Origin of the sequence: Stenotrophomonas maltophilia group sp. RNC7 (assembly GCF_030910085.1) — a bacterium.
In the GTDB taxonomy this organism is placed as follows: domain Bacteria; phylum Pseudomonadota; class Gammaproteobacteria; order Xanthomonadales; family Xanthomonadaceae; genus Stenotrophomonas; species Stenotrophomonas sepilia.
This window is the reverse complement of the sequence record NZ_JAVFVN010000889.1, coordinates 87,108-110,907: the sequence shown is the minus strand read 5'-3', so window position 1 is coordinate 110,907 and position 23,800 is coordinate 87,108. Positions and strand designations below refer to the sequence as shown.

Sequence of the window (23,800 nt, the reverse complement as noted above, 5' to 3'; positions counted from 1 at the left end):
GATTCTACGCGTGGCCCGAGCGCATGGCTGGGCGGTGGATCAAGGATCAGCCACAGCCTTCCGCATAGTCGACCTGCGGGGTCTGCCCGACCCGCCAGGCCCCCACCCGGCCATCGGCACCAAGCGCGAAGTCGATCACTGCCCCGCCCTCCTGCGCCGGCCGCACGCGCAGGTGCTGGGCCTTCTCGTCGTACTTGTCGGGACCGACGTCAGCGCGCTCGGGATACAGCACCTGCAGCTCGCCCAGGGTCATGCCGACCTTGCCGCCGCCCGGTGCAGTGATGGCGGCGCTGCGCACGTCGTAGCGCACCAGCTTGCGGCCTTCGATCATCAGCCGCGGGTCCTCGGCATCCTGCGGGCGCAGGAAGTAGCAGCCGTCGTTGCCGTCGTCGGCGGGCAAGGGCTTGCCACTGGCGTCGGTGCCCAGTCCCTGCAGCGGCGTGCCGAAGCCGCTGCGGACCTCGGCGATGCCGGCGCCCAGCGTGACGCCGCCGAAGCCATCCAGGCGCGCCGGGCTGTCCTTGCGGAGGTCGTTCGCCGGGCGGGCCGCCAGATCAGGATCCGTCGATTGGGCCGGACCGGTCGCCGACGCGGTTTCCGCCGGGGTGTCGCTGCCGCTGCCGGCGGCGCCCTGCTTGTCGGGGCCGCCACTGCAGGCGGCGAGCGAAAGGAGCAACAGACCAGCAATCGGGAGGTGCTTCATCGGTGCGGTTCCCTGGCACGAAGGTAGCTGCACGCTAGCGCAGCGCGCGTGCAGAGGCTGCATTGTCATCGCGGTTTCATCGCCCTCGTTCAGGCTCGGCGTGCACCGACCTGGCTGTCCCTTCCATGCAACCGCGCAAGACCGAACTCGCCCGAACCGCGCTGCAGGCCCATCGCGCGCCGCTGGACATGCGCCAGCGCCGGTTGCTGATCCTGTGCGACGGCCAGCGCACCCTGGCCGACCTCACCGGCCTGATCGGCCAGGACGCGGCGGCCATGGTCATCCAGCTGGTGCAGGCCGGTTACCTGAGCACCGGGACCGCCGCCACAGCCGCCCCGCCACCACCCGCAGCCGCGGCTGCACCCGCAACCGGCAGCGAACGCCGCCGCTCACTGGTGGCCGCGCGCATCTACGTGCTGGGGATCCTGGAGATGCAGCGCCACCCACAGGCAGTGGCCCTGTTCCGCGAACTGCAACAGGCCCGGGCCGAGAGCGATGTCCTGCAGGTACTTCAGTCTGCGATGCGGACGCTGCCCGGGCTGACCTCGGAAGGCTACTGCCAGCGCGTACGCCAACGCCTGCTGGAAGCGCTGCCGTTGGAGCACTGCGACGCGTTCGCCGAGGTGGCCTGAAGAAAAAGGGGACGGAGGGGATTAAGTCGTTTCAAGCACACGTGTGCTGATTGCGGCTTAATCCCCTCCGTCCCCTTTTTCGGATCAGCGGAAGTTGTTGCGCAGGCCGTTCCAGCACTGCTGGTAGTCGCCCTGACGGTGGCCGGCGGCCAGGGCCTGTGCGGTCGGGCGGATCACCGCGCGGGTCTCGAACATGAAGGCCATCGTGTCCTTGATCACGTCCGCCTTGGACAGATCGGCATTGGACGCCTTGTCGAAGGTCGGTGCGTCCGGGCCATGGCCGCTCATGCAGTTGTGCAGCGATGCGCCTCCCGGCACGAAGCCTTCGGCCTTGGCATCGTAGGCACCGTGCACCAGGCCCATGAATTCGCTGGCGATGTTGCGGTGGAACCACGGCGGGCGGAACGTGTTCTGCGCCACCAGCCAGCGCGGCGGGAAGATCGCAAAATCCATGTTGCTGGTTCCCGGCGTGTCGCTGGGCGAATGCAGCACCAGGAAGATCGACGGATCCGGGTGGTCGTAGCTGATCGAGCCAATGGTGTTGAAGCGGCGCAGGTCGTAGCGGTACGGCGCGTAGTTGCCGTGCCAGGCCACCACGTCCAGCGGCGAATGGTCGATCGGCGCACGCCACAGGCGGCCCTCGAATTTGGCGATCAGCTCGAAATCGCCATCGACATCCTCGAACGCCGCGTGCGGGGTTTCGAAGTCGCGCGGATTGGCCAGGCCGTTGGAACCGATCGGGCCAAGGTCGGGCAGCTTCAGCAGCGCACCGTAGTTCTCGCAGATGTAGCCGCGGCTCGGGCCATCGGGCAGTTCAACGCGGAACCGCACGCCGCGCGGGATCACCGCGATCTGCTGCGGCTCGATCTCGATCACGCCCAGCTCGGTCAGCAGGCGCAGCGCGCCCAGCTGCGGCACGATCAGCAGCTCACCGTCGGCATCGTAGAAGTAGCGGCCGACCATGTCGCGGTTGGCAGCGTAGAGGTGGATGCCCACGCCAGCATGCGCATCGGGCGAACCGTTGCCCCCCATCGTGTACAGGCCTTCGACGAAGTCGGTCGGCAGCTCCGGCAGCGGCAGCGGACTCCAGCGCAGCTGGTTCGGCGAGGCCGGCTGTGCGCCGAAATCACATTGCAGCTGCGACTGCGCGAACGGGGTGAACTCGCCATGGGTCACCGCCGGACGGATCCGGTACAGCCAGCTGCGGCGATTGCTGCCGCGCGGCGCGGTGAACGCGGTGCCGGTCAACTGTTCGGCGTACAGGCCGTGGGCCACCTTCTGCGGCGAGTTCTGCCCGACCGGCAGCGCGCCGGCGACGGCCTCGGTGGCGAATTCGTTGCCGAAGCCGGACTGGTAGCCGCGGGCGGTGATGGCGGGGGACATGGGGGCTCCTGAAAAACGGCAAGACCGGAACGGAAAGCAGCCGAGCATGGCTCGGCTCTACAGGCAAGCAGGCGCCGGGCGTGACCCGGCGCTGCCCAGGACCTTACAGCACGCCGCGGCGGATCTGGTCGCGCTCGATGCTCTCGAACAGCGCGGTGAAGTTGCCTTCGCCGAAGCCCTCGTTGCCCTTGCGCTGGATGATCTCGAAGAAGATCGGGCCGATGCAGTTCTGGGTGAAGATCTGCAGCAGCTTGCGCTGGTGGGTTTCCGGATCGGCATCGATCAGGATCTTGTTCCTGGCCAGGCGCGGCACGTCTTCACCGTGGTTCGGCACGCGCTGGTCGATCACGTCGAAGTAGGTCTCCGGCGTGTCGAGGAAGTCCACGCCCTGCGCGCGCATCGCTTCGACCGTGTCGTAGATGTTCTCGGTGAAGCAGGCGATGTGCTGGATGCCCTCGCCCTTGTACGCGTCCAGGTACTCGTTGATCTGGCTCTTCGGGTCGGACGATTCGTTCAGCGGGATGCGCACGATGCCGTCCGGCGCGGTCATCGCCTTGGACACCAGGCCGGTCTTCAGGCCCTTGATGTCGAAGTAGCGGATCTCGCGGAAGTTGAACAGGCGCTCGTAGTAGTCCGACCACTGCTGCATGTTGCCGAAGTACAGGTTATGGGTCAGGTGGTCGATGAAGGTCAGGCCGAAGCCCACCGGGTGCAGGTCGGCACCGGCGATCGGCTCGTAGTCGCCGTCGTAGATGCTGCCGGCGCTGCCATAGCGATCGACCAGGTACAGCATGCAGTCGCCGATGCCCTTGATGACCGGCGCGCTGACCGCCTTGCTGTCCGGCTTGAAGGCGATGGCTTCGGCGCCGTTGCCCAGCGCGGTCTGGTAGACCTCCTGGCCCGGCTTCTTGAAGCGGATGGCGAAGCCGCAGGCGCACGGACCATGCTTTTCGGCGAAGTCGGCGGCGAACGAATCGGGGTCTTCATTGACCAGGAAGTTGACGTCGCCCTGGCGATAGACGGTAATCGGACGCTGCTTGTGCTTGAGCACCGCGCTGAAGCCCATCTTCCGGAAGTACTCGTGCAGCTCCTGGCCGCGGCCGGCCGGGGCGGCGAATTCGACGAACTCGAAGCCGTCGATGCCCATCGGGTTCTCGAAGGTGGTGACCTGCATGCCGGGGTTGGGATGCGAGGCGGTCGGGACTGCGGTATTCATGGCGTGGCTCCGAATCGGTACCGCATCGGTACAAACCAGGTGCGGGCAGGTAGGGACCCGGCGAGAATGCAGGGTCTGGACCCACCCCTTATAGTTACACTTGAAACCACCAGCAAGGTGCACCGCAACATGAGCCCCGCCGATCCTGCCTCGACCCGCCTGCGTGCCTCGCACGTCCTGCTCGACCTGGAACAGTTCCTGCCGTACCGGCTGAGCGTGCTGTCCAACCGGGTCAGCGGCAACATCGCCAAGCTATACGGCGATCGTTACGGTCTGGCGATCCCTGAGTGGCGGGTGATCACCATCCTGGCGCTGTACCCGGGCTCCTCGGCCAGCGAGGTCTCCGACCGCACGGCGATGGACAAGGTGGCGGTCAGCCGCGCCGTGGCCCGCCTGCTGGAGCGCGGCTTCATCAAGCGCGAGACGCATGGCGACGACCGCCGCCGCTCGGTACTGGCGCTGTCGGCCGCCGGCTTCGAGGTGTACGAGACCATCGCGCCGATGGTGATCGAGATCACCCGCAAGCTGATGTCGGTCCTGAGCGACGAGGAAGAACAACTGCTGGAAAAGCTGATCCTGCGCCTGGCCGGCGAAGGCCTGGAGCGGATGGGCGAAGGGGTCTGAACGAAAAAGGGGACGGAGGGGATTAAGTCGTAATGAGCACAGGTGTGCCTGAAACGACCTAATCCCCTCCGTCCCCTTTTTTCAGCTCAGGTGCTTGCGCCTTGCGTGGATCCACGGCACGGCCAGTGCTGCGATGGCGCCGCCGGCGAAGCCCAGCGAGGCGGCAACCGTGGCGGCTTCGACCGCGCCGGGCAGCGCCAGCGCCGCAGCCACCAGCAGCAGCGACGGCAGGCCGACGAAGGTGCCCAGGAAGAAATGCCAGCGCGGTGACCATGTATTGAGCTGCAGCAGGCTGACCGGTTGCCAGGCGTCGGACGCGGCATCCTCGGCGATCTTCGCCACCACCTTGCCCAGATCCACTTCCGGCAGCGCGCGCCCCAGGCGGGCGGTCGCCAGCACTTCGGCCACGGCCTCCACCGGTGGGAAGCTGGACGGCCACGCCACCGGGGCCGGCACGCCGTAAGCGGTCAGCAGCGGCACGCTCAGCCACGGCGCCACCAGCGGGCGCATGCGGCGGCGGCCGTGCACGCACCAGATCTGCGGCTGGCCCTGCGCGGTGACGTTGTACAGCGCCAGTTCGTTGGCGGGCGGATAACCCAGCATGGTCACCCGCGCCGCCAGGCTGTCCTGGCCCATCGCACGCAGGAAGCCCGGGCGGCTGCGCCCTTCCTGCATCCACGCCAGGCCCAGCGCACCCACCAGGTACGCCTCCGCCACGTCCTTGCTGCCCGCCGTGGCGCGCTCGTCACTGGCCAGGTACCACGCCAACGACTTCGGCTCGGTGACATCCTCCAGGCCCCACCGGCTGTCATCCCCCAGCACGTGCCGCACCGGCAGACGGGCAGGCGCGGTTTCGCCACGCTCCCCGGTCTGCAGGAACGGCAGCACGCCCTGGATGAAGGTGGACAGCTCGATCGCGCGCGCGCCATGGCCCTGCCATTCCGGCGGCAGCAGCCCGGCCAGCTGGCCTTCGGCGGCCAGCGCATCAAGGCGCGCCTTCTGCTCGACCAGTTTCTGCACCGCACCCTTCAGCACCACGTTATCGGGCAGCGCGATCTGCGGCAGGCGATGGCGCGGCGGGGCCAGTTCGACGGTTTCCTCGCCGGTGCCGGCGTCGTCCAACAGGGTTTCCTGCGCCGGCAAAGTCACGCCCTCGCCTGCCCCACCCTCGGCCAGGTGGCTGGCAGGTTCGGGCAATCGTTCGGCGTGGTCGCTGTGCATGGGCGTTCCGGTAGGTTGCGTCGACGGGGCGTCGACTGAGGTCCTTGCCGGTAACGGCGAGCGCGTTGCGAAGTTGAGATGCCGATTCAGGGAGTGTGACCGCAACCACAGTAGAGCCACGCCATGCGTGGATGCACTTCTGTGCCGACCAACGGTCGGCACCCACCGGGGTAGGCGGCCGCGGTCGGCATCCACCAGAGCATGACGGCCAGCGGCCGGCACTCCCCTATTCCGGTTTGTCGGGTGCCCACTGCTTGAGGAACGCGCTCACCCGCGCAGGCTGGAAGGCTTCGCCCTTGCGCAGCTCAGCAGTGGCCTGCGAGACCAGCAGGCTGCCATCGGCGTCCAGTACCAGCAGGTGCGGGTAGTCGCGCTCCATCACCGGGAACTGGGCGAAGAAGGCGGTGTTGGGCTGTTCGTCGCTGGCGTTGACCTTCACCCACACGTAGTGGGCATCGCGGAAGCGACGCAGGTCGCCGCTGCCTTCCACCACATCGTCCAACGCCCGGCAGCGTTCGCAGGCGGCGTTGCCGACCTCCAGCAGGATGCGCTTCTTGCCGCGCTGGGCTTCCACCTTGGCGGTGGCCAGGTCGTCGGCGGGGTTGCGGGACGGGTCGAACTGCGCGCCGAGCCCAGCGATGGCGGCGATGTCTGCCGCCACCGGGGTGTTGCCCGAGGCCACCGGTTCGCTGGGGTCAGCGACCGGTGGCTCGGTGGGTCGGGTGTCCAGCGGCTGCGTGGGCTCGGCGGTGGCAGGCGGTTGCGGTTGGGAACAGGCGCCGATCAGCGCCGCACAGACCACCACCATTGCACCACCGAGCTTGCTGCGCATGCTTTCTACCCTCGCTTCATTACTTGACGCCGTGCATCAGCTTGTTGATCAGCGGGGCGATCAGGAACAGCACCACGCCGGAGCCGATCAGGGCCCAGAACCCGAAGGTATACCCCTTCAGGGCCGACTCGACCGTCATGCCGCCTTCACCACTGACCACGCCAGCGAAGATGCCCGACAGGTTGTTGCCGATGCCGGTGGACAGGAACCAGCCACCCATGCCGAAGCCGACCAGGCGCACCGGGGCCAGCTTGGTCACCATCGACAGGCCGATCGGCGACAGGCACAGCTCACCCACGGACTGGATGACGTAGACCATGAACAGGGTCCAGAACGGGATCTTGCCGTCCACGACCATCTGCGACAGGGCGAACATCAGCAGCGCGAAGGCGGCGCCGTTGAACAGCAGGCCCAGGCCGAACTTGCGTGGGATGGACGGATTGGCGCGGCCCATCGCCACCCAGATCCAGGCGATGACCGGTGCCAGGGTGATGATCGCCACCGAGTTGACCGACTGGAACCACGCGGTCGGGAAGGTCCAGCTGCCGAACTGGCGGTTGACGATGTTCTCGGCCAGGAAGGTGAACGAGCTGCCGGCCTGTTCGAAGAACATCCAGAACATCACGTTGAAGGCGAAGATGATCAGCATCGCGATCACGCGGTCGCGCTGCACCTTGCCCTCGCGGACGCCCTCGACCAGCAGCAGGATGGCCAGCGCGGTGAACATCGCGCCCAGGATCCAGGCCAGCGCGGTGGCGCCGGTAGCCAGCAGGAAGTAGGCCACCGGGATGGCGACCACGGCACCGGCCAGCACCATGATGATGCGGCCGAAGCCTTCCGCGCCGGCCGGCGGTGCACCGATGCCCTTCAGGCCGGCACGACCGATGTAGAACCACACCAGCGAGATCAGCATGCCCACGCCCGAGGCGATGAACACGACCTTGTAGGACGGCATCGCATCGGTACCGAACACCTTGCGGGCCAGGTACTCGGTCAGCACCGGGGCGATCATCGCGCCGATGTTGATGCCCATGTAGAAGATGGTGAAGCCCGAATCGCGGCGCTCGTCCTTCAGGCCGTACAACTTGCCGACCATGGTCGAGATGTTGGGCTTGAACAGGCCGTTGCCGACGATGATGGTGGCCAGGCCGAGCTTGAAGATGTGCTCCTGCGGCAGCGAGATCATGAACAGGCCGGCGGCCATGATGATCGCGCCGGTCAGGATCGAGCGCTGGTAGCCCAGTACCCGGTCGGCCACGTAGCCGCCAAAGATGGCCGCGGCGTACACCAGGGCCAGGTAGGCGCCATAGATGCGGCTGGCGTCGCCTTCACCGGCAGCGCTGCCGTTGTAGAACTGGGCAACGATGTAGAGCACCAACGCCCAGCGGATGCCGTAGAACGCAAAGCGTTCCCAGAACTCGGTCATGAACAGCATCCACAACGGGCGCGGGTGGCCCAGCGTGGTCTTGAAGTCCGGCAGTGCCGGCTCTGGGGTGTTCGCAGTGGCGTTTACGCTCATGCGGATTTCCTGGTTCGGTGGATGACGAGCACGTCCGCTGTGCAGTTGGAGCAACGCGCGAGGATCACCGACTTCTGGCGTTCACGTCAAATACACGCCGTTTGAGGCAGGTGGCAGCCTGCTCCCTGAACTTGCATCTGAAACGATCCAGCCGCGGGCCGGGAACCAAGCTGAATGGGGATCAGCCCAGCGCTGCCGGGGGCGCGGCCTGCAGGCTGGTGCGCACCTGGAACAGCTCGGGGAAGAAGGTCAGTTCCAGCGCCTTGGCCAGGAAGCCCACGCCGGACGAACCGCCGGTGCCGCGCTTGAAGCCGATCACCCGCATCACGGTGCGCATGTGTCGGAATCGCCACAGCTGGAAAGCCGTCTCCAGGTCCACCAGGTCCTCGCACAGCGCGTACTCGCGCCAGTAGCGGTCGGTGTCCTGGTAGATGCGCTCGAAGACCGGCTGCAATGCGTCGTCGGCCACGTGCGGCTGGGTCCAGTCGTGGGCCTCGTAGACCGCCGGGACAGCATGGCCAAAGCGGGCCAGGTACTTCAGGAATTCCTCGTACAGGCTCGGCGCCTCCAGCACGGTGCGCAGCTGCGCCTGCCCGGCCGGGTCGTGCTCGAACACCTGCAGCATCTGCGCGTTCTTGTTGCCCAGCAGGAACTCGATGTAGCGGTACTGCAGCGACTGGAAGCCCGACGACGGGCCCAGCACGTCGCGGAAGCCCATGTATTCGGACGGGGTCAGCGTTTCCAGCACCGACCACTGCTCGGTCAGCTGGCGCAGCACCTGCTTGCTGCGCGCCAGCACCTTGCGGCACTGCCAGACTTCATCGCGCTGCAGGAAGCCGATCGCGGCACGCAGTTCGTGGCCCAGCAGCTTCAGCCACAGCTCCGAGGTCTGGTGCTGGATGATGAAGAGCATCTCGTCATGGTGCGGCGGGCTGGACAGCGGCTGCTGCGCGCTGAGCAGCTGGTCCAGCCGCAGGTAGCCGCCGTAGGTCAGGCGTCCCTGCAGGTCGGTGTGGATGCCGGCTTCGAGATCGCGTTGGTTGTTGTCGACGGACATGGGCGGGACCAGATCGGGGGCGGCAAGGGTAGCGCGTTGCCGCCGCGCTGGCAGCCGCCGGGTCCATACCGGGGCGTGCGGCTGGCCGTGGAGCATCGGCCGATGCCGGGCCTGCGCGTGGAACCGTCCGCGCCGTTGTACCGGCGGTCAGCCAGAGGCGTATTCTGATGCTTTGCAGCAACGACTGAATACGTTGTTGTTATTGGCCCCCCACCCGCCGGCAGGGGTAAAACGGGGAATCTCCGTGTTGCGGCGCAGGAAGGCTATTCCGTACGCGTTCCTTAACATGGCGATTCATATCATTTGTAACTTCTCTGTCGAAGGTGCAGTACGCAATGACGGTTGCCGCTGAATTCAAGATCGAATACCTGCAGTACCTGGACACGGACGGCACGCTCGTCCGTGACGACCTGCCCGCGTCGCTGCGCGACCCCAAGGTGCTGGTACCGCTGTTCAAGCAGATGCTGTTCGTACGTACGTTCGACAGCAAATCCATCGCGCTGCAGCGCACCGGCAAGCTCGGCACGTATGCCGCCTGCCTGGGCCATGAAGCCGCCCACGTGGGTATCGGCGCGGCGATGCAGAAGGACGACGTGTTCGCGCCTTCGTACCGCGAGTATGGCGCGATGTTCATGCGTGGCGTGCGCCCGCACGACGTGCTGATGTACTGGGGCGGCGACGAACGCGGCAACGATTACGGCGGCAACGCGGCCAGGGACTTCCCGTTCTGCGTGCCGATTTCCACCCAGTGCCTGCATGCGGCAGGTGCTGCGCTGAAGTTCAAGCTCAACAAGGAACCGCAGATCGCCGTGGCGGTGTGCGGCGACGGCGGCAGCTCCAAGACCGACTTCTACGCGGCACTGAACTCGGCCGGCGCCTACAAGCTGCCGCTGATTCTGTGCATCGTCAACAACGGCTGGGCCATCTCGGTGCCGCGTTCGGCCCAGACCGGTGCCGAAACACTGGCGCAGAAGGGCCTGGCCGGTGGCCTGCACTGCCTGCAGGTGGACGGCAACGACCTGATCGCGGTGCTGGCGGCAATGGAGCAGGCGCGCGAACGTGCGCTGGCCGGCGACGGCGGCACCGTGCTGGAACTGATGACCTACCGCCTGTCCGACCACACCACCGCCGATGACGCGCGCCGCTACCGCGACGACGCCGAAGTGAAGGATGCCTGGCAGCGCGAGCCGATGCTGCGCCTGCGCAAGTACCTGGTCAACGCCGGCGTGTGGAGCGAGGACGAGGAAGCCGCGTGGGTCGCCGAGTGCGGCACGCGCGTGGACGAGGAAGTGAACCTGTACCTCAACACGCCGGTGCAGCCGGTCGAGGCGATGTTCGACTTCCTGTATGCCGATCCGCCGCCGGACCTGCTGGCCCAGCGTGCCCAGGCGATCGCCCTGGAGAAGCGCCATGGATGAGATCAAGAACGGCGCGCCCGGCGCGCACACCAACGCCGCCGACAGCGCTGCGGTCGCGCGCGGAGATGACAGCATGACCACCACCCCGATCACCCTCATCGAAGCCATCACCCAGGCGCTGGCCTGGGAACTGGAACACGACCCGTCGGTGCTGGTGCTGGGCGAGGACGTGGGCGTCAACGGCGGCGTGTTCCGCGCCACTGCCGGCCTGCAGCAGCGCTTCGGCTCGGACCGCATCCTCGACACCCCGCTGGACGAAACCACCATCGCCGGCCTGACGATTGGTCTTGCCGCGCAGGGCATGAAGCCGGTGGCCGAAGCCCAGTTCGATGGCTTCATGTACCCGATGGTCGACCATATCGTCTGCCACGCCGCGCGCCTGCGTTACCGCACGCGTGGCCGCCTGCACTGCCCGATGGTGCTGCGCGTGCCGTGGGGCGGTGGCATCCGCGCGCCGGAACACCACAGCGAAGCCAACGAGGCGATCTTCACCAACGTGCCGGGCCTGCGCGTGGTGCTGCCGTCGTCGCCGCAGCGTGCCTACGGCCTGCTGCTGGCTGCGATCCGCGAGCCGGATCCGGTGATCTACATGGAGCCCAAGCGCATCTATCGCCAGTACAAGGAAGTGGTCGTCAACGACGGCGAAGCGTTGCCGCTGGACGTCTGCTTCGTGCTGCGCGACGGCACCGACGTGACCCTGGTGACCTGGGGCGCGCAGGTGAAGGAAGCCCTGGAAGCGGCCGACAAGCTGGCCGGCGAAGGCATCAGTGCCGAAGTCATCGACGTGGCCACGCTGCGCCCGCTGGACTTCGCCACCATCGCCGAATCGGTGGCCAAGACCGGTCGCTGCGTGATCGTGCAGGAGGCCCCGAAGACCGCGGGCTTCGGCGCCGAGATCGCCGCGCGCCTGGCCGAGGAATCGATCTACGACCTGCTGGCCCCGGTCGAGCGCGTTACTGGCTACGACACCCACATTCCGCTGTTCCGCCTGGAAATGAAGTACCTGCCGAGCGTTGAGCGGATCGTGGCGGCGGCCAAGCGCGCGGTGGCGGCCGGCTGACATGCGGGCCCGCCTTCTGGGGGCTTACCGCAGCCAGTATCCCAACCCGCTCCGGTTCCACACCGGCCAGATCGTCGAAGTAGGTGTACGTGACGAGGAATGGCCGGCGTTTGCCTGGGTACGCACCAACGATGGGCGCGCTGGATGGGCGCCCATCGCCTGGTTGCAGCTGCTGGACGAGGGTCGCGCCGAAGCCCTGTGCGACTACGACGCCCGCGAGCTGGATGTGGAAAGCGGCGAGATGGTGAAGCTTCATCACGAACACGGCGGGTGGTGGTGGTCCGAGCGCGCCAATGGCGCGACGGGTTGGCTGCCGGCCCGCGAACTGGAACTGCTGGAAGAGAACTGCAAATGAGCCAGACCAAGAACTTCAACCTGCCCGACCTGGGCGAAGGCCTGCCGGACGCGACCATCGTCGAGTGGTTCGTCAAGGAAGGCGATGTGATCAAGCTGGACGAGCCGCTGGTCTCGATGGAGACCGCCAAGGCCGTGGTGGAAGTGCCCTCGCCGTTCTCAGGCAAGGTGCTGAAGCTGTCCGGCGCTGCCGGCGACATCATCCCGACCGGCTCGGTGCTGGCCAGCTTCGAACTGGACCCGAACCTGCCGCAGCGTGCCGATGGCCAGGACACCGGCCACAGCCATGGTCACGCAGCGCCTGCCGCTGCACCGACGCCGCCGCCGCTGCCGGCGGCCGCCGCACCGGTTGCCGTGGAAGAAGCCAAGCCCGCCGCGGCCGAGCGTGATGACGCCGGTACCGTGGTCGGCGCCATGCAGAGCTCCAACACCGTGCATGCCGAACAGGCACTGGCCGTCGGTGGCGTCAAGGCCGTGCCAGCCGTGCGTGCGATGGCGCGCAAGCTGGGCGTGGACCTGAGCCGCGTGGCCGCTACTGGCACCGATGGAGCGGTGACCATGGCCGACGTCAAGCAGGCCGCCGCCAACGGCACCGCCAAGCTCGGCGCTGCTCCGGCACCGGTTGCCGCCGCGTATGCCGCGCCGGCCCCGGCGCAGGTGTCTGCCCCGGTGCAGAGCGAAGCCCGCACCCCGCTGTCCGCCGCCGGCAAGCCGATGCGCACCCAGCCGCCGGGCGTGGTCGCCAAGGGCCAGCCGGAACCGCTGAAGGGCGTGCGCCGCAACATGGCCCGCGTCATGGCCGATGCGCACAGCAAGGTCGTGCCGACCACGCTGAACGACGACGCCGACATCCACGCCTGGCTGCCGGGCAACGACGTCACCGCCCGCCTGGTGCGCGCGATTGTCGTTGCCGCGCAGAAGGTGCCGGCCATGAACGCCTGGTTCGACGGTGAAGCACTGACCCGCACCCTGCACGCGCAGGTAGACATCGGCATCGCCGTGGACACCGACGACGGCCTGTTCGTGCCGGCCCTGCGCAATGCCGACATGCTCGACGCGCGTGGCATCCGAGAGGGCGTCAACCGCCTGCGCGAGCAGGTGGAATCGCGCTCGATCGCCGCCTCGGAACTAAGCGGCTACACCATCTCGCTGTCCAACTTCGGCATGTTCGCCGGCCGCTACGCGACCCCGGTCGTGGTGCCGCCGTGCGTGGCCATCGTCGGTGCCGGCCGTGCCCGCCACCAGATGACCCCGGTGATGGGCGGCGTGGAAGCGCACAAGGTAATCCCGCTGTCGGTCACCTTCGACCACCGCGCGGCGACCGGCGGCGAAGCCGCCCGCTTCCTGCGCGCGATGATGGACGACCTGGCGCTGGCCAGCTGATCGACTACCTGACCGGTGGGTGCCAACCGTTGGTTGGCACCTGACTTGGAAAGAACGCCGGGCATTGCCCGGCGTTTTTTTGTGCCCGCTCCTTCGCGCTCCATCCACGCATGGCGGGGATCTACTGGGCTCTCCGACCGTCGGTTGAAAGCCCAACGGAGCATTTTGAGAATAGTTGCATGGATTCCCAAGAGCAGCTCGATAGCCTTGAGCCTCTCTGCAGACGTCGAACTTCCGTGATTGAGACACCACCCACACTCGAAGAATTCATGAAGGCGGGCAATGATTTTTTCCGCGCCTCTCCATTCTTCCTACGGTTGACGAAGGACGAGGATCCGTCAGACACGAACTGGGTCCTTGGGATCATCTTCCTGCGCTGGCTCGCCCGAAATCACGCTTTCCTTGACGCATCGGTCGGCTCTACGGTGGCAGCCGCCCCCTCGCCGACAGATACCCTGGCATGCATCGAAGCTGCCTTCCAGGACGAAATCCCCGGTACTGCGTTCGACCCGGAATTGCTGGAGTTCACCGTTCGCTACTTCTGCATGGCCGCTCCCTACTTTTCGGACTTCTTCTCGTTGTTCCCCCAAGACGCCATGCCTTCGCCGGACGCCATGTGGGACAAACAGGAGGAGGTGTACGCAATTATCGACTCCCGTCTGCGGTCATGGCGCAACGGCGAGCCCCTCGTCCGGGCGGTCCTCCCCATGACCGATCAACAAGGAGACGCCGAACCGGCTACGCCGCTGGACGCTGACGTCTGGATCTCAACACTGGCAACGCTATCGGATGCTGCGGTCACCCACGAAGGATGCTGTGCATACGCCGACCACTTCTACACGCCTCTGACGAAACCAGCGTCAGTAGAAGTCGTTTTGGCGGTCATGAAGGAATTTCTTCGGAACCCGCCACATGATGCGTCAGTGATGTGCGCAGCGGAGAACTTCCTGTCGGATATTCCGTTCTCCCGCTACGTCAAAGCCTATTCCATCCTCGCGCCCGACCTCTTGGACGCCTCTTCAGATGCCGCGCTCAATCTCTTCAATTATCCAGGTTGTGAATTGACGCCACGTCAGGTCCGGCAGTTCATCAAGAAGCTCAGGCGGTGCAACCCCGAGCGCGATGTGGTCGGAGAACTGGCCCAGCTGGCCATTGCATGGAATTCGGAAGACGACGAGACATTTTCAATCGTCATCGAAGCAGCGCAGAAGCAAGGGTAGTTCCAGGAGCCGGCACGTACCGGCTCCCTCCCTGAATCAACTCCGCGCCACCAACCCCTCGGCGCGGCTGTACACACGCAGGCGGTGGCCATCAGGATCTGCCCCGACAAAGGTATGGCCGAACTCCAGCGTCACCGGCGCCTGCAGGATCTGCACGCCGAGCGCGCGCCACGCATCGTGCATCTGCTGCACGGCGTCGGGGTTGGCGACCACCATCGCCAGTTCAGCGGCGCCGGCCTGCGCGGACACCGGAGGCTGCACGTCGTCGCGTTGCCACAGGCCGAGTGCGGCGCCATCGCCGAGCAGGAACAGGGCAAAGCCGGGCGACTGCTCGACCGGCGGCTTGCCGAGGATGCCACTGTAGAAAGAGGCGCTGGTGGCGACGTCGCGCACGTACTGCAGCAGAGTGCTGGGCGTGAACATGGGGAAGCTCCGTTGTTGGGAGCGCTCATGGTGGTACTGGCCTGCTGACAGATTCTGTCAGCATATTCGACTGTCGGTAGAGTCGACTGTTAGTCGACTGCTCTTCCCTCAACCTGCCTAAAACTCCGCGCTGCGCGCGATAGTCGACTAACAGTCGACTCTACACGCCCCGGGTCCCGGCTGTTGCTGTGGTTATGAGCGATCCAGCCAGTCCGGCGCGATGCCCTGCGCCTTCTGCCAGCGTCGCAGCAGGGTGGCGCGTGGCACGAGGTAGTGATCCTCCAGCACACGCGCCTGGCGGATGCGGTCCAGACGGAAATGGCGGAAATCCTCGCGGCGCTCGCACCACGCCGCCAGCATCGGCACCTCATCGAAGTAGCCCAGCGCGAACGGCCAGACGATGCGCTCGCTGCGCTGGCCGTGCGCGTCCTCGTAGCCGAACTTCAGGCGCTGCTGTGAACCGACAGCCTCTCGCACGGCCTGCAGACGAGCTGGGGGAACCTTGGCCGCCGCACGCGAAGGGCCCACCCGCAGGCCACTGTCACGCAAGGCCTCGCGCCGCGCTGCGGGCAACACATGCGCGATACGCGCCAGGGCATCGCGTGCGGCTTCGGCCAACGCGGGTTCGGTACGGGCCGCAACCCAGCGCAGGCCCAGCACCAGCGCATCGATCTCGGCCGGCGGCAGGGTCATCGGCGGCAGGGTATCGCTCGGCGCCAGCTGGTAGCCGACGCCGGCCTCACCACGCAGGTCGGCGCCTTGCTCGCGCAGGGTCTCGATATCGCGGTACAGCGTGCGCAGGCTGATGCCCAGCGCTTCGGCCAGCACCTGCCCGGCCACCGGCCGCCGATGGCGGCGCAGCAGCTGTTGAAGCTGGGTCAGACGCAGCGCACGCGACATCAGCCGGCCAGCGCGCTCGATGCCACCACGTGTTCACCCGGTTGCGGGGCGAGTGCGGCCTCGACCAGTGCCTTGGCAATTTCGCTGGCCGGATTGATCCGCCACGCCCGTGGCAGTACTGGCCCCAGTGCGCCGAGTACCGTCAATGCGAAACGCTCGCCGCGACGCACCTCGTTGCGCTCACCCCCGATCAGCCCTGGGCGGACCAGGGTCAACGAGTTGAAGCCCTGCGCACGCAGGTCACGCTCCAGCTCGCCCTTCACCCGGCTGTAGAAGATCGACGACTGCGGGTTGGCACCGGCTGCGGAATTCAGCACATAGGTCTGCGCCCCCCGTGCCTGCGCCAGGCGGGCGAACGCCAGCGGGTAGTCATGATCGATGCGGTGGAAAGCCTCGCGGCTGCCGGCCTGGGCAATGGTGCTGCCCAGCGCGCAGATGACCGCGTCAACGCGCGCCCATTCGGGCGAAGTGGGCAACGCGTCGAAGGCCAGCACCGGGTTCTCCAGCTTCCCGTGGGTTACGCCCAACGGGCGGCGGGTGGGCGCCACCACGGCGCTGCAGCGCGGGTCGTCCAGCAGCCTGGGAAGGGTCAGCCCGCCGACCAGGCCGGTCGCCCCCAGCAACATCACGCGCATCACCACCTCCACTGCGGCATCCTGTCGCCCATCGTAGCCGTTCAAGCCATCGGCAGCCGCGCCGATATGCTGGAACCAGTCCCTGCCAGCCCCAGGATTCGCTCCATGACGGACCAGCCCGACCACCGCCCTGCCCCCGGTACCGCCCTTGGGCCGCCGGCACGCGTGCGCGCGGTGGTGGACGATGGCCGGGGTGACCGCGTGGTGCTGCAGGGCGGCGGTGGCGTGGCGCTGCAGCAGCTGTTCGCGGGCGCCGATGCGCCGGAACCGCTGCTGGCGGCGTTCGCCAACGGCATGGCCACCCTGCCCGGCGAACTGGGCGACATGGGCGACCGCCTGCAGTCCGCACAGGCCAGCGCCGATTGGCCACGTTACGGCCGCGCGATGCGGCAGCTGATCGACAAGTACATCCGCACCATCGAGCAGCATTCGCCGGACGGGCAGCCGGAAAGCCTGCGCCTGTCCGAGCAGCTGCGGCTGCTGCTGGGCGGTGCGGTGGTGGCCCTGCTGCAGCATGACCCGGACCTGCGCGAGCAGGCGCAGGCGCTGGCCCTGCGCCTGCGCCAATGGCAGCCGGGCACAGCCCTGGAACCCATCGAACAGGGCGTGCGCGAACTTGGCCACCAGGTCGGCGTGCGTGCCGAAAGCTGGCAGGAGCAGCAGGCGCTGCTGCTGGAGCTGTTCGCGCTGCTGCTGGAGAACGTCAGCGAGCTGCTGGATGACCGCAGCTGGCTGCAGGGCCAGATCGCGGCGGTTCGCCAGTTGCTGGACGGTCCGTTGGAAGCCGAGGCAGTCGAGCGCACCCGCGCCGAGTTGCGCGAAGTGATCTACAAGCAGGGCCTGCTGCGCCAGGGCATCGATGATTCGAAGGCGGCGATGCGCGGGTTGATGGGCGAGTTCATCGAGCGCATGGACGGCATGGCCACCAGCACCGGCGAATACCACGACCGCATCGGCAGCTACGCGTTGCAGCTGCGCGAGGCGCGCAGCATCGCCGACCTCAACCAGCTGCTGCAGGAGGTGATGCGCGATACCGGCAAAGTGCAGCAGCAGGCCGCACAGGCCCGCGATCACCTGGCCAATGCGCGGCAGGAAGTGGAGCGCGCAGAGCAGCGCATTGCCGAGCTGGAGCAGGAACTGCGCGCCGCCGGTGACCTGGCACGCATCGATCCGCTGACCCAGGCGCTGAACCGCCGTGGCCTGGACGAACTGCTGGAGCGCGAGCTGGCCCGAGCCGCGCGCAACAACTCACCGCTGGGCGTAGCGGTGATCGACCTGGATGATTTCCACCAGACCAATGACGCGCATGGGCATGCCGGTGGCGATGCGTTGCTGCAGCACCTGGTGGCCGTGTGCAAGCTGCTGCTGCGCGCCACCGACGGCATCGCACGGCTGGGCGGCGACGAGTTCGTGCTGGTGCTGCCGGAAACCCAGGGCGCCGACAGCATGGCCACCGTGCAGCGCCTGCAGCGCTCGCTGGCCCATCGCGTGCTGACCGTGCAGGAGCAGCGCGTGCCGGTGCATTTCAGCGCCGGGCTGGCGCAGTGGCAACCCGGTGACGATACCGAAACCCTGCTGCGGCGCGCCGATGACGCGCTGTATGCGGCCAAGCGGCAGGGCAAGAACCGGGTGCAGGCGGGCTGATGATCCAGCGTGCAGACGCTGTAGCGCCCGAGCCCATGCTCGGGCGGCGGCGCGCAGCGCCGTAGAGCAGCCGAGCGTGGGCTCGGCTCTACAGATCACTTCCCGCGCAGCTTCTGGAACCCGGTCACCGCTGCCAGCACGATGGCGCCGGCGATGATGCCGACCACCATGTTGCCCACCGCGCTCACCAGCCAGCCCCACTGCCCTTCGCCGCCCAGCGCCTGCACCGCGTGGTGCAGGGCCGGCACGTTGTGCACCAGGATGCCGCCACCGACCAGGAACATGGCGATGGTGCCGGCCACCGACAGGAACTTCATCAGCCACGGCGCCGACGCCACCAGCCCGCGACCGAAGGCGGCAATGGCACCGCCCTTGCGCGACAGGTACAGCCCAACGTCATCGAGCTTGACGATGCCCGCCACCAGCCCATAGACGAACACGGTCATCGCCAGTGCGACCACGCTCAGCGTGAGGATCTGGTTGGTGAACGACGCAGTGGCGACCACGCCCAGGGTGAGCACGATGATCTCGGCCGAAAGGATGAAGTCGGTGCGGATCGCGCCCTTCACCTTGTCCTTCTCCCACGCGACCATGTCCACCTGCGCGTCAGCCAGCGCCTTGCGGCGTTCGGCCTGGCGCTCGGCATCGTCGTCGGAGGAATGCAGGAAGCGGTGCGCCAGCTTCTCCACGCCTTCGAAGCACAGGAAGGCACCGCCGATCATCATCAGCGGCACGATCAGCGGCACGTTCCAGCCGCGGCTGTGCAGCCAGGCTTCCAGCGCACTGATCGCCAGCGCCGCCGGCACCAGGATGACCTTGTTGACCAGCGAGCCCTTGGCCACCGCCCAGACCACCGGCAGTTCGCGGTTGGCGTTGACCCCGGTCACCTGCTGCGCGTTCAGCGCCAGATCGTCGCCCAGCACACCGGCGGTCTTCTTCGCGGCGACTTTGGTCAGCACTGAGACATCGTCTAGCAGGGAGGCGATATCGTCGAGCAGGGCAAACAGGCTGGCACCGGCCATGGGGCGTCCAAGAATGGGAATGAGCGGATTCTGACCGATCCGCCGGCCTCTGCGATAGCTGCGGGGTTCACCGCATGCCCACCTTCCCCCGGCGACACTGCCGAATCCGGACATTGCCGGCCAGCGGCCGGCACTACCGTCCTTGCCGCATGGGAGTTCCGCTTGAGCAATCCGCCCACCGCCAATGGCAATCCTCCGCTGGTCAAAGGCATGAACCGGCGCAGCCAGATCCTGCGCCTGCTGCTGCGCTACCGCCATTCGGGCGTGTTCTCCGGCATGAACCTGGACGCCGCCAGCAACCAGGCCGACGTGCCCGCCGATGGCAACCCGGAACAGTTCGTCAGTGACCTGGAGGCCCTGGGGCCGACCTTCGTCAAGCTGGGCCAGATGCTGTCCACCCGCCCGGACATGGTGCCGGTGGAGTTCGCCACCGCCCTGGAGCGCATGCAGGAGAAGGTGGCGCCGATCCCGGTAGAGCGCATCCACGCCATCATCGAGCAGGAGCTGGGGGTGGGGGTGAACAAGCTGTTTGCCTCGTTCGATCCCGAGCCGTTGGGTTGTGCGTCGATCGCGCAGGTACATCGTGCGGTGCTGCACGATGGCCGCCAGGTGGCAGTGAAAGTGCAGAAGCCCGAAGTGGCCGCGCAGCTGCGCTCGGACCTGGAAGCGCTGCGCAGCTTTGCGCTGGCCGCCGATCATCTGACCCAGGTGGGCCGCCGCGTGCGCCTGCGCGACTGGCTCAACGAGTTCGCCAAGACCCTGATGCAGGAGCTGGACTACCACGCCGAGGCCGAGAACCTGGCCCGCTTCGGACGGCATCTGCGGCCCTTCCGCCGCCTGTGGGTACCGCAGCCGATCTGGGACTACAGCAGCCAGCGCGTGCTGACCATGGAGCTCGCCACCGGCGTGCGCGTGGATGCGATCTCTGGCGTGCGCCGCACCGAGCAGGACATGGATCCGCTGGCAGCGGCGCTGATCCGCGGCTACCTGGACCAGATCTTCGTGCACGGCGAGATCCATGCCGACCCGCACCCGGGCAACCTGCGGGTGATGCCCGATGGCCGGCTGGCGATCTTCGACCTGGGCATGGTCGCGCACATGCCGCCGCGCCTGCGCGAGCGGCTGCTGAAGATCCTGTTCGCCGCCGTCGATGGCCGCGGCGAAGAAGTGGCCGACGATCTGATCAGCATCAGCACGCGGCTGGAGGCCTTCGACGAAGAGCGCTACCTGCGCGAGACCGGCCAGCTGATCGCGCGCTACGCCGCCAGTGGCAGCTTCTCCGAAGGCCGCGTGGTGCTGGACATGGTGCGCATCGCCACTGCCTGCGGGCTGCGCACGCCGCCGGAACTGAGCCTGCTGGGCAAGGCCCTGCTCAACCTGGAAACCGTGTGCCGGCTGCTGGCGCCGGAGCTGGACACGCGCCGCATCGTCGAGCGCCAGCTGCAGCACGTGATGCGCGCGCGCCTGAAGAAATCCCTGTCGGCGGCCAACATCGCCAGCGAGGCGATGGAGCTGCAGCAGCTGCTGCGCGACGGGCCGCGCAAGCTGTCGGACATCATGGCGCTGCTGGCCGAGAACCGCCTGCAGATGAAGGTGACCGGGCTGGAAGAATCGCGGTTGATGGAGAACCTGCAGAAGATCGCCAACCGCGTGGCGGCCGGCATCATCAGCGCCGCGTTGATCATGGCTGCGGCAATGATGATGAAGATCGACACCGGCTGGCACCTGTTCGGCTATCCCCTTATCGCACTGATACTGCTGTTGATCGGCGTGGTGCTGGGGCTGGGCATCGTTACCAGTGCATTGCTGTTCGATCGTCGCGCGCGGGCACGCGAAGAGCGCGGGCACCGCTAGCGCGTCGACGAAAACACCCGTATTCATGCAGTTTTTAATGCAATCCAACGAAGCCTTTCACGCTCGTTTTACCTTCGCAGCGTGATTGCGCGCGCGTGCTTTCAACAAACATTTCAGTCAGCTTCGTGCATGCACTATCGGGTCATCGGCCTGTCATGTGGATGTGCTTTCAGCAGCGCCGGTCGGATGGACACGCGTCGGTACGACGTCCATCACCACCACCCCGTCACTGCCGAAGCTGCCTATGCTCTGGATACTGCTGTTGTCGTTGTTGCTGCTGTGCTGGCTGTTCCTCGCGTCCGACAAGTGGGTGTGGTGGAAGGCCGGTGCATTCTCGCTGCTACTGCTGATGCTCAGCGCGTGGTGGCTGATCGACAAGCTGTCCGGGGATGGGCTCAACGCCGCCACGCTTTATCACCTCGGCGCCGACATGGAAGGCGCTGGTGTCTCCGACTTCAAGGGCTACATCGCCGGCTTCATCGTGCTGGCGCTGGTCTCGCTGCTGCCGCTGTTTGCCACGCGGGTGAAGCGCTGGCGCCGGCCCGGCCACGGTGGTGCGCTGTTCGCCGGTTTCGCGACCGTGTGGGTGGCCACGATCCTGATCAGCCCGCTGGCCCGTGACGGCCAACGCCTTTATCAGCAGCTGCGCCCGGTCGATTTCGCCCGCATCGCCCCCGAGTACCAGGTGCCGACGCAGCCGTTGCAGCGCCCGCGCAACATCGTATGGATCTACGGCGAGAGCCTGGAACGCACCTATCTGGACGAGGCCGTGTTTCCCGGCCTGATGCCCAACCTCAACCGCCTGGCGTCCGAGTCGCTGGACGTGCGTGGCCTGGCCTCGGCCGAAGGCAGCGGCTGGACCATCGCCGGCCTGGTGTCGTCAATGTGTGGCGTGCCGCTGACCACCTCGCAGGGCGACGAGAACAGCATGGACCGCATGGGCAGTTTCCTGCCCAAGGCGGTGTGCCTGGGCGACTACCTGAAGCAGCAGGGCTACACCAACCATTACCTGGGCGGCGCCAACGGCCAGTTCGCCGGCAAGGGCCAGTTCCTGGCCAGCCATGGCTTTGACGAAGTGCATGACCTGGCCTGGTTCAAGCAGCAGAAGAAGATCGGGCGCATCCACTACTCGGCCTGGGGCGTGCACGACGACGTGCTGCTGGACACCGCCTACCAGCGCTTCGAGCAGCTCTCGCGCGCCGGTTCACCGTTCATGCTGACCACGCTGACCATGGACACCCACCACCCGGCGGGCCACCTGCCGGTGTCATGCAAGGGCGAGCGCTACCGGAGCGGGTACGGCAACATCGGCCTGCTCAATGCACTCAAGTGCACCGACCGCCTGATCTCACAGCTGGTCGAGCGAATCCAGGCCAGCCCGTATGGGAAGGACACGCTGATCGTGATCGCCTCCGACCACCTGGCGATGCCCAACGATCTCAGCCACGTGCTGGCCAAGCAGAAGCGCGAGAACCTGCTGCTGTTCCTTGGCGACGGCATTGCCCCGCAGCAGCTCAGTGCCGACGCTGGCACCACCCTGGATTCCGGGGCGACCCTGCTCAGCCTGCTGGACCCGAACCTGAAGACGATGGGCTTTGGCCGCGCGCTGATTGACCCGCAGCGCGCGCCCAGTGCCAGCGTGGCCGCGCGCCGCGATGACGGCCGCGACTACCCGCCGTACCTGGCCTTCGCCCGTTCGCTGTGGCTGGGCCAGCCGACCCGCGAACTGAAGATCGATGGCGATGATCAGGTGGTCGTTGGCCTGCAGCACGTGCAACCGCCGGTGCTGCTGGAGTACGACAAGGACTGGGGCCTGAAGTCCGTGTATCTGGAAAACACCTCGCGCCAGTTCGATGATGCCAACCCGGACAACACCCTGGCCTACGTCGACCGTTGCACCGCGTTCGAGGACGGCTCGGCCGACGGCGACTGGTGCGCCCTGCTCGTCAACCGCGACAATGGCATCAAGCTGTACCGCGACAACGACCTGCGCGGTGGCATCGCGGTGGATGCACCGCTGGATACGCTCCAGGGCCCGCGCCCGAGCGTGCGCCAGGCACACATGATCACCCAGAAGGGACGCCGTACGCGTGCCGGCCAGTACATGCTGCAACTGGTGGCGAGCACGCGCCCGGACCGCGGCTTCTGGATCGAAGCGGTGTCCTCGCAGCGCAAGGTGGTGCTGGCCCAGCAGTGGGTGCAGCCCGATGCCAACGGCAAGATCAACGTGTCGTTCGGGCTGGATCACGAAGTGGACGATCTGGAGATCCGCGCGTGGTTGAACCACGCCGAGAAGCTGGCGGTGGATACGTTCGCCCTGGTGCCCTCGCGCAGCCGACCGCGGGGGTAGGGCTATTTGCAGGGCTGCGCCCTGCACCCGCTCCAAACCGGAGCAACGGCAACAGCAACAGCGTGCATTCCGTGGTTTGGCGGTGTGGGTCCGGTTGCGGGGGACGCTGCAAGTACGTCCATGTAAGCTCGGTCGCCGCATCCATGCGGCTCACGCCCCCGCAACCGGACCCACACCGCCTTCGACAGTTTGCTGCGGTCTGTTGGACATGCCGATGGGATCAGATCCGCTTTCCGGAGAAAAACGGATCTGATCCCAGATTGATTTCGATATCTGACAGAAATGTCGACCAAGGTCGACACCTACCGACAGCCTCAGGAATCTGTCAGAGGTGGGGCGGTGTCGGAGTG

Annotated in this window: 21 protein-coding genes; 10 read left to right on the top strand and 11 right to left on the bottom strand. The window is 66.8% G+C overall.

What is annotated here, in order from left to right:
• Positions 1 to 46: 46 nt before the first annotated feature.
• Complete coding sequence (locus RCF13_RS23295) at positions 47 to 703, bottom strand: hypothetical protein (protein WP_061480228.1); 657 nt, start codon at positions 701 to 703, stop codon at positions 47 to 49.
• A 125-nt stretch (positions 704 to 828) separates the two neighbouring features.
• Here RCF13_RS23295 and RCF13_RS23290 point away from each other — a divergent pair, with 125 nt between their 5' ends.
• Positions 829 to 1,335, top strand: coding sequence for a hypothetical protein (locus RCF13_RS23290; protein ID WP_061480229.1), 507 nt, complete (start codon positions 829 to 831; stop codon positions 1,333 to 1,335).
• Positions 1,336 to 1,419: 84 nt separating this feature from the next.
• Here the strand turns inward: RCF13_RS23290 and hmgA are convergent, their stop codons facing one another.
• Positions 1,420 to 2,718: a homogentisate 1,2-dioxygenase gene (hmgA, locus tag RCF13_RS23285; protein ID WP_005411339.1), complete on the bottom strand. Its 1,299-nt coding sequence runs from the start codon at positions 2,716 to 2,718 to the stop codon at positions 1,420 to 1,422.
• Positions 2,719 to 2,821: 103 nt separating this feature from the next.
• Positions 2,822 to 3,934 carry a 4-hydroxyphenylpyruvate dioxygenase gene (gene hppD / locus RCF13_RS23280; protein WP_185807468.1) on the bottom strand — a complete coding sequence of 371 codons (1,113 nt, stop codon included), beginning with the start codon at positions 3,932 to 3,934 and terminating at the stop codon, positions 2,822 to 2,824.
• A 129-nt stretch (positions 3,935 to 4,063) separates the two neighbouring features.
• Between hppD and RCF13_RS23275 the strand changes: the two genes are divergently transcribed.
• Positions 4,064 to 4,558 (top strand): MarR family winged helix-turn-helix transcriptional regulator, encoded by a 495-nt coding sequence (locus RCF13_RS23275; RefSeq protein WP_072168901.1) that lies wholly within the window; start codon positions 4,064 to 4,066, stop codon positions 4,556 to 4,558.
• 81 nt (positions 4,559 to 4,639) lie between these two features.
• Here the strand turns inward: RCF13_RS23275 and RCF13_RS23270 are convergent, their stop codons facing one another.
• From RCF13_RS23270 to RCF13_RS23255, 4 genes are all read right to left on the bottom strand, one after another.
• Complete coding sequence (locus RCF13_RS23270; protein WP_061480231.1) at positions 4,640 to 5,779, bottom strand: hypothetical protein; 1,140 nt, start codon at positions 5,777 to 5,779, stop codon at positions 4,640 to 4,642.
• 226 nt (positions 5,780 to 6,005) lie between these two features.
• Entirely contained in the window at positions 6,006 to 6,611 is a 606-nt protein-coding gene (locus RCF13_RS23265; protein WP_154351531.1) for a thioredoxin family protein, read from the bottom strand.
• 19 nt (positions 6,612 to 6,630) lie between these two features.
• Entirely contained in the window at positions 6,631 to 8,130 is a 1,500-nt protein-coding gene (locus tag RCF13_RS23260) for an oligopeptide:H+ symporter (RefSeq protein ID WP_061480233.1), read from the bottom strand.
• A gap of 181 nt (positions 8,131 to 8,311) precedes the next feature.
• Complete coding sequence (locus RCF13_RS23255) at positions 8,312 to 9,187, bottom strand: tryptophan 2,3-dioxygenase family protein (protein WP_005419892.1); 876 nt, start codon at positions 9,185 to 9,187, stop codon at positions 8,312 to 8,314.
• 335 nt (positions 9,188 to 9,522) lie between these two features.
• On the opposite strand from RCF13_RS23255, the gene pdhA reads away from it, so the two are divergent.
• The 5 genes from pdhA to RCF13_RS23230 all read left to right on the top strand — a co-directional run bounded on the left by pdhA (position 9,523) and on the right by RCF13_RS23230 (position 14,622).
• Positions 9,523 to 10,605 (top strand): pyruvate dehydrogenase (acetyl-transferring) E1 component subunit alpha, encoded by a 1,083-nt coding sequence (gene pdhA / locus RCF13_RS23250; protein WP_061480235.1) that lies wholly within the window; start codon positions 9,523 to 9,525, stop codon positions 10,603 to 10,605.
• Entirely contained in the window at positions 10,598 to 11,665 is a 1,068-nt protein-coding gene (locus RCF13_RS23245; RefSeq protein WP_005419896.1) for an alpha-ketoacid dehydrogenase subunit beta, read from the top strand. Before pdhA ends, RCF13_RS23245 begins: the two co-directional genes overlap by 8 nt.
• Position 11,666: 1 nt before the next feature.
• Positions 11,667 to 12,020: an SH3 domain-containing protein gene (locus RCF13_RS23240; protein ID WP_005411349.1), complete on the top strand. Its 354-nt coding sequence runs from the start codon at positions 11,667 to 11,669 to the stop codon at positions 12,018 to 12,020.
• Positions 12,017 to 13,402: a dihydrolipoamide acetyltransferase family protein gene (locus tag RCF13_RS23235; RefSeq protein ID WP_231352357.1), complete on the top strand. Its 1,386-nt coding sequence runs from the start codon at positions 12,017 to 12,019 to the stop codon at positions 13,400 to 13,402. The genes RCF13_RS23240 and RCF13_RS23235 overlap by 4 nt, the downstream gene beginning before the upstream one ends.
• 179 nt (positions 13,403 to 13,581) lie before the next feature.
• Positions 13,582 to 14,622 (top strand): hypothetical protein, encoded by a 1,041-nt coding sequence (locus RCF13_RS23230; RefSeq protein WP_308141566.1) that lies wholly within the window; start codon positions 13,582 to 13,584, stop codon positions 14,620 to 14,622.
• A gap of 36 nt (positions 14,623 to 14,658) precedes the next feature.
• Here RCF13_RS23230 and RCF13_RS23225 read toward each other — a convergent pair whose 3' ends face one another.
• From RCF13_RS23225 to RCF13_RS23215, 3 genes are all read right to left on the bottom strand, one after another.
• Positions 14,659 to 15,045 carry a VOC family protein gene (locus tag RCF13_RS23225; RefSeq protein WP_134969433.1) on the bottom strand — a complete coding sequence of 129 codons (387 nt, stop codon included), beginning with the start codon at positions 15,043 to 15,045 and terminating at the stop codon, positions 14,659 to 14,661.
• Positions 15,046 to 15,237: 192 nt separating this feature from the next.
• The gene (locus RCF13_RS23220; RefSeq protein WP_134969434.1) at positions 15,238 to 15,945 is read right to left on the bottom strand and encodes a YafY family protein; all 708 of its coding nucleotides are present in this window, start codon (positions 15,943 to 15,945) and stop codon (positions 15,238 to 15,240) included.
• Complete coding sequence (locus RCF13_RS23215) at positions 15,945 to 16,580, bottom strand: NAD-dependent dehydratase (protein ID WP_181357931.1); 636 nt, start codon at positions 16,578 to 16,580, stop codon at positions 15,945 to 15,947. The genes RCF13_RS23220 and RCF13_RS23215 overlap by 1 nt, the downstream gene beginning before the upstream one ends.
• A gap of 105 nt (positions 16,581 to 16,685) precedes the next feature.
• On the opposite strand from RCF13_RS23215, the gene RCF13_RS23210 reads away from it, so the two are divergent.
• Positions 16,686 to 18,224 (top strand): GGDEF domain-containing protein, encoded by a 1,539-nt coding sequence (locus RCF13_RS23210; RefSeq protein WP_072168894.1) that lies wholly within the window; start codon positions 16,686 to 16,688, stop codon positions 18,222 to 18,224.
• Between the two features lie 95 nt (positions 18,225 to 18,319).
• Here the strand turns inward: RCF13_RS23210 and RCF13_RS23205 are convergent, their stop codons facing one another.
• Entirely contained in the window at positions 18,320 to 19,246 is a 927-nt protein-coding gene (locus RCF13_RS23205) for a DUF808 domain-containing protein (RefSeq protein WP_061480242.1), read from the bottom strand.
• A gap of 162 nt (positions 19,247 to 19,408) precedes the next feature.
• On the opposite strand from RCF13_RS23205, the gene RCF13_RS23200 reads away from it, so the two are divergent.
• Both RCF13_RS23200 and RCF13_RS23195 read left to right on the top strand, forming a co-directional pair.
• On the top strand, positions 19,409 to 21,100 hold the full coding sequence (locus RCF13_RS23200; RefSeq protein WP_005419940.1) for an AarF/UbiB family protein: 1,692 nt from the start codon (positions 19,409 to 19,411) through the stop codon (positions 21,098 to 21,100).
• Between the two features lie 244 nt (positions 21,101 to 21,344).
• On the top strand, positions 21,345 to 23,450 hold the full coding sequence (locus tag RCF13_RS23195; protein WP_134968420.1) for a phosphoglycerol transferase I: 2,106 nt from the start codon (positions 21,345 to 21,347) through the stop codon (positions 23,448 to 23,450).
• The last annotated feature ends 350 nt before the right edge of the window (positions 23,451 to 23,800 follow it).

Coding starts and splice junctions, on each gene's coding strand:
- RCF13_RS23295 (WP_061480228.1), bottom strand. CDS start 703: ATGAAGCACCTCCCGATTGCTGGTCTGTTGCTCCTTTCGCTCGCCGCC.
- RCF13_RS23290 (WP_061480229.1), top strand. CDS start 829: ATGCAACCGCGCAAGACCGAACTCGCCCGAACCGCGCTGCAGGCCCAT.
- hmgA (WP_005411339.1), bottom strand. CDS start 2,718: ATGTCCCCCGCCATCACCGCCCGCGGCTACCAGTCCGGCTTCGGCAAC.
- hppD (WP_185807468.1), bottom strand. CDS start 3,934: ATGAATACCGCAGTCCCGACCGCCTCGCATCCCAACCCCGGCATGCAG.
- RCF13_RS23275 (WP_072168901.1), top strand. CDS start 4,064: ATGAGCCCCGCCGATCCTGCCTCGACCCGCCTGCGTGCCTCGCACGTC.
- RCF13_RS23270 (WP_061480231.1), bottom strand. CDS start 5,779: ATGCACAGCGACCACGCCGAACGATTGCCCGAACCTGCCAGCCACCTG.
- RCF13_RS23265 (WP_154351531.1), bottom strand. CDS start 6,611: ATGCGCAGCAAGCTCGGTGGTGCAATGGTGGTGGTCTGTGCGGCGCTG.
- RCF13_RS23260 (WP_061480233.1), bottom strand. CDS start 8,130: ATGAGCGTAAACGCCACTGCGAACACCCCAGAGCCGGCACTGCCGGAC.
- RCF13_RS23255 (WP_005419892.1), bottom strand. CDS start 9,187: ATGTCCGTCGACAACAACCAACGCGATCTCGAAGCCGGCATCCACACC.
- pdhA (WP_061480235.1), top strand. CDS start 9,523: ATGACGGTTGCCGCTGAATTCAAGATCGAATACCTGCAGTACCTGGAC.
- RCF13_RS23245 (WP_005419896.1), top strand. CDS start 10,598: ATGGATGAGATCAAGAACGGCGCGCCCGGCGCGCACACCAACGCCGCC.
- RCF13_RS23240 (WP_005411349.1), top strand. CDS start 11,667: ATGCGGGCCCGCCTTCTGGGGGCTTACCGCAGCCAGTATCCCAACCCG.
- RCF13_RS23235 (WP_231352357.1), top strand. CDS start 12,017: ATGAGCCAGACCAAGAACTTCAACCTGCCCGACCTGGGCGAAGGCCTG.
- RCF13_RS23230 (WP_308141566.1), top strand. CDS start 13,582: ATGGATTCCCAAGAGCAGCTCGATAGCCTTGAGCCTCTCTGCAGACGT.
- RCF13_RS23225 (WP_134969433.1), bottom strand. CDS start 15,045: ATGTTCACGCCCAGCACTCTGCTGCAGTACGTGCGCGACGTCGCCACC.
- RCF13_RS23220 (WP_134969434.1), bottom strand. CDS start 15,945: ATGTCGCGTGCGCTGCGTCTGACCCAGCTTCAACAGCTGCTGCGCCGC.
- RCF13_RS23215 (WP_181357931.1), bottom strand. CDS start 16,580: ATGCGCGTGATGTTGCTGGGGGCGACCGGCCTGGTCGGCGGGCTGACC.
- RCF13_RS23210 (WP_072168894.1), top strand. CDS start 16,686: ATGACGGACCAGCCCGACCACCGCCCTGCCCCCGGTACCGCCCTTGGG.
- RCF13_RS23205 (WP_061480242.1), bottom strand. CDS start 19,246: ATGGCCGGTGCCAGCCTGTTTGCCCTGCTCGACGATATCGCCTCCCTG.
- RCF13_RS23195 (WP_134968420.1), top strand. CDS start 21,345: ATGCTCTGGATACTGCTGTTGTCGTTGTTGCTGCTGTGCTGGCTGTTC.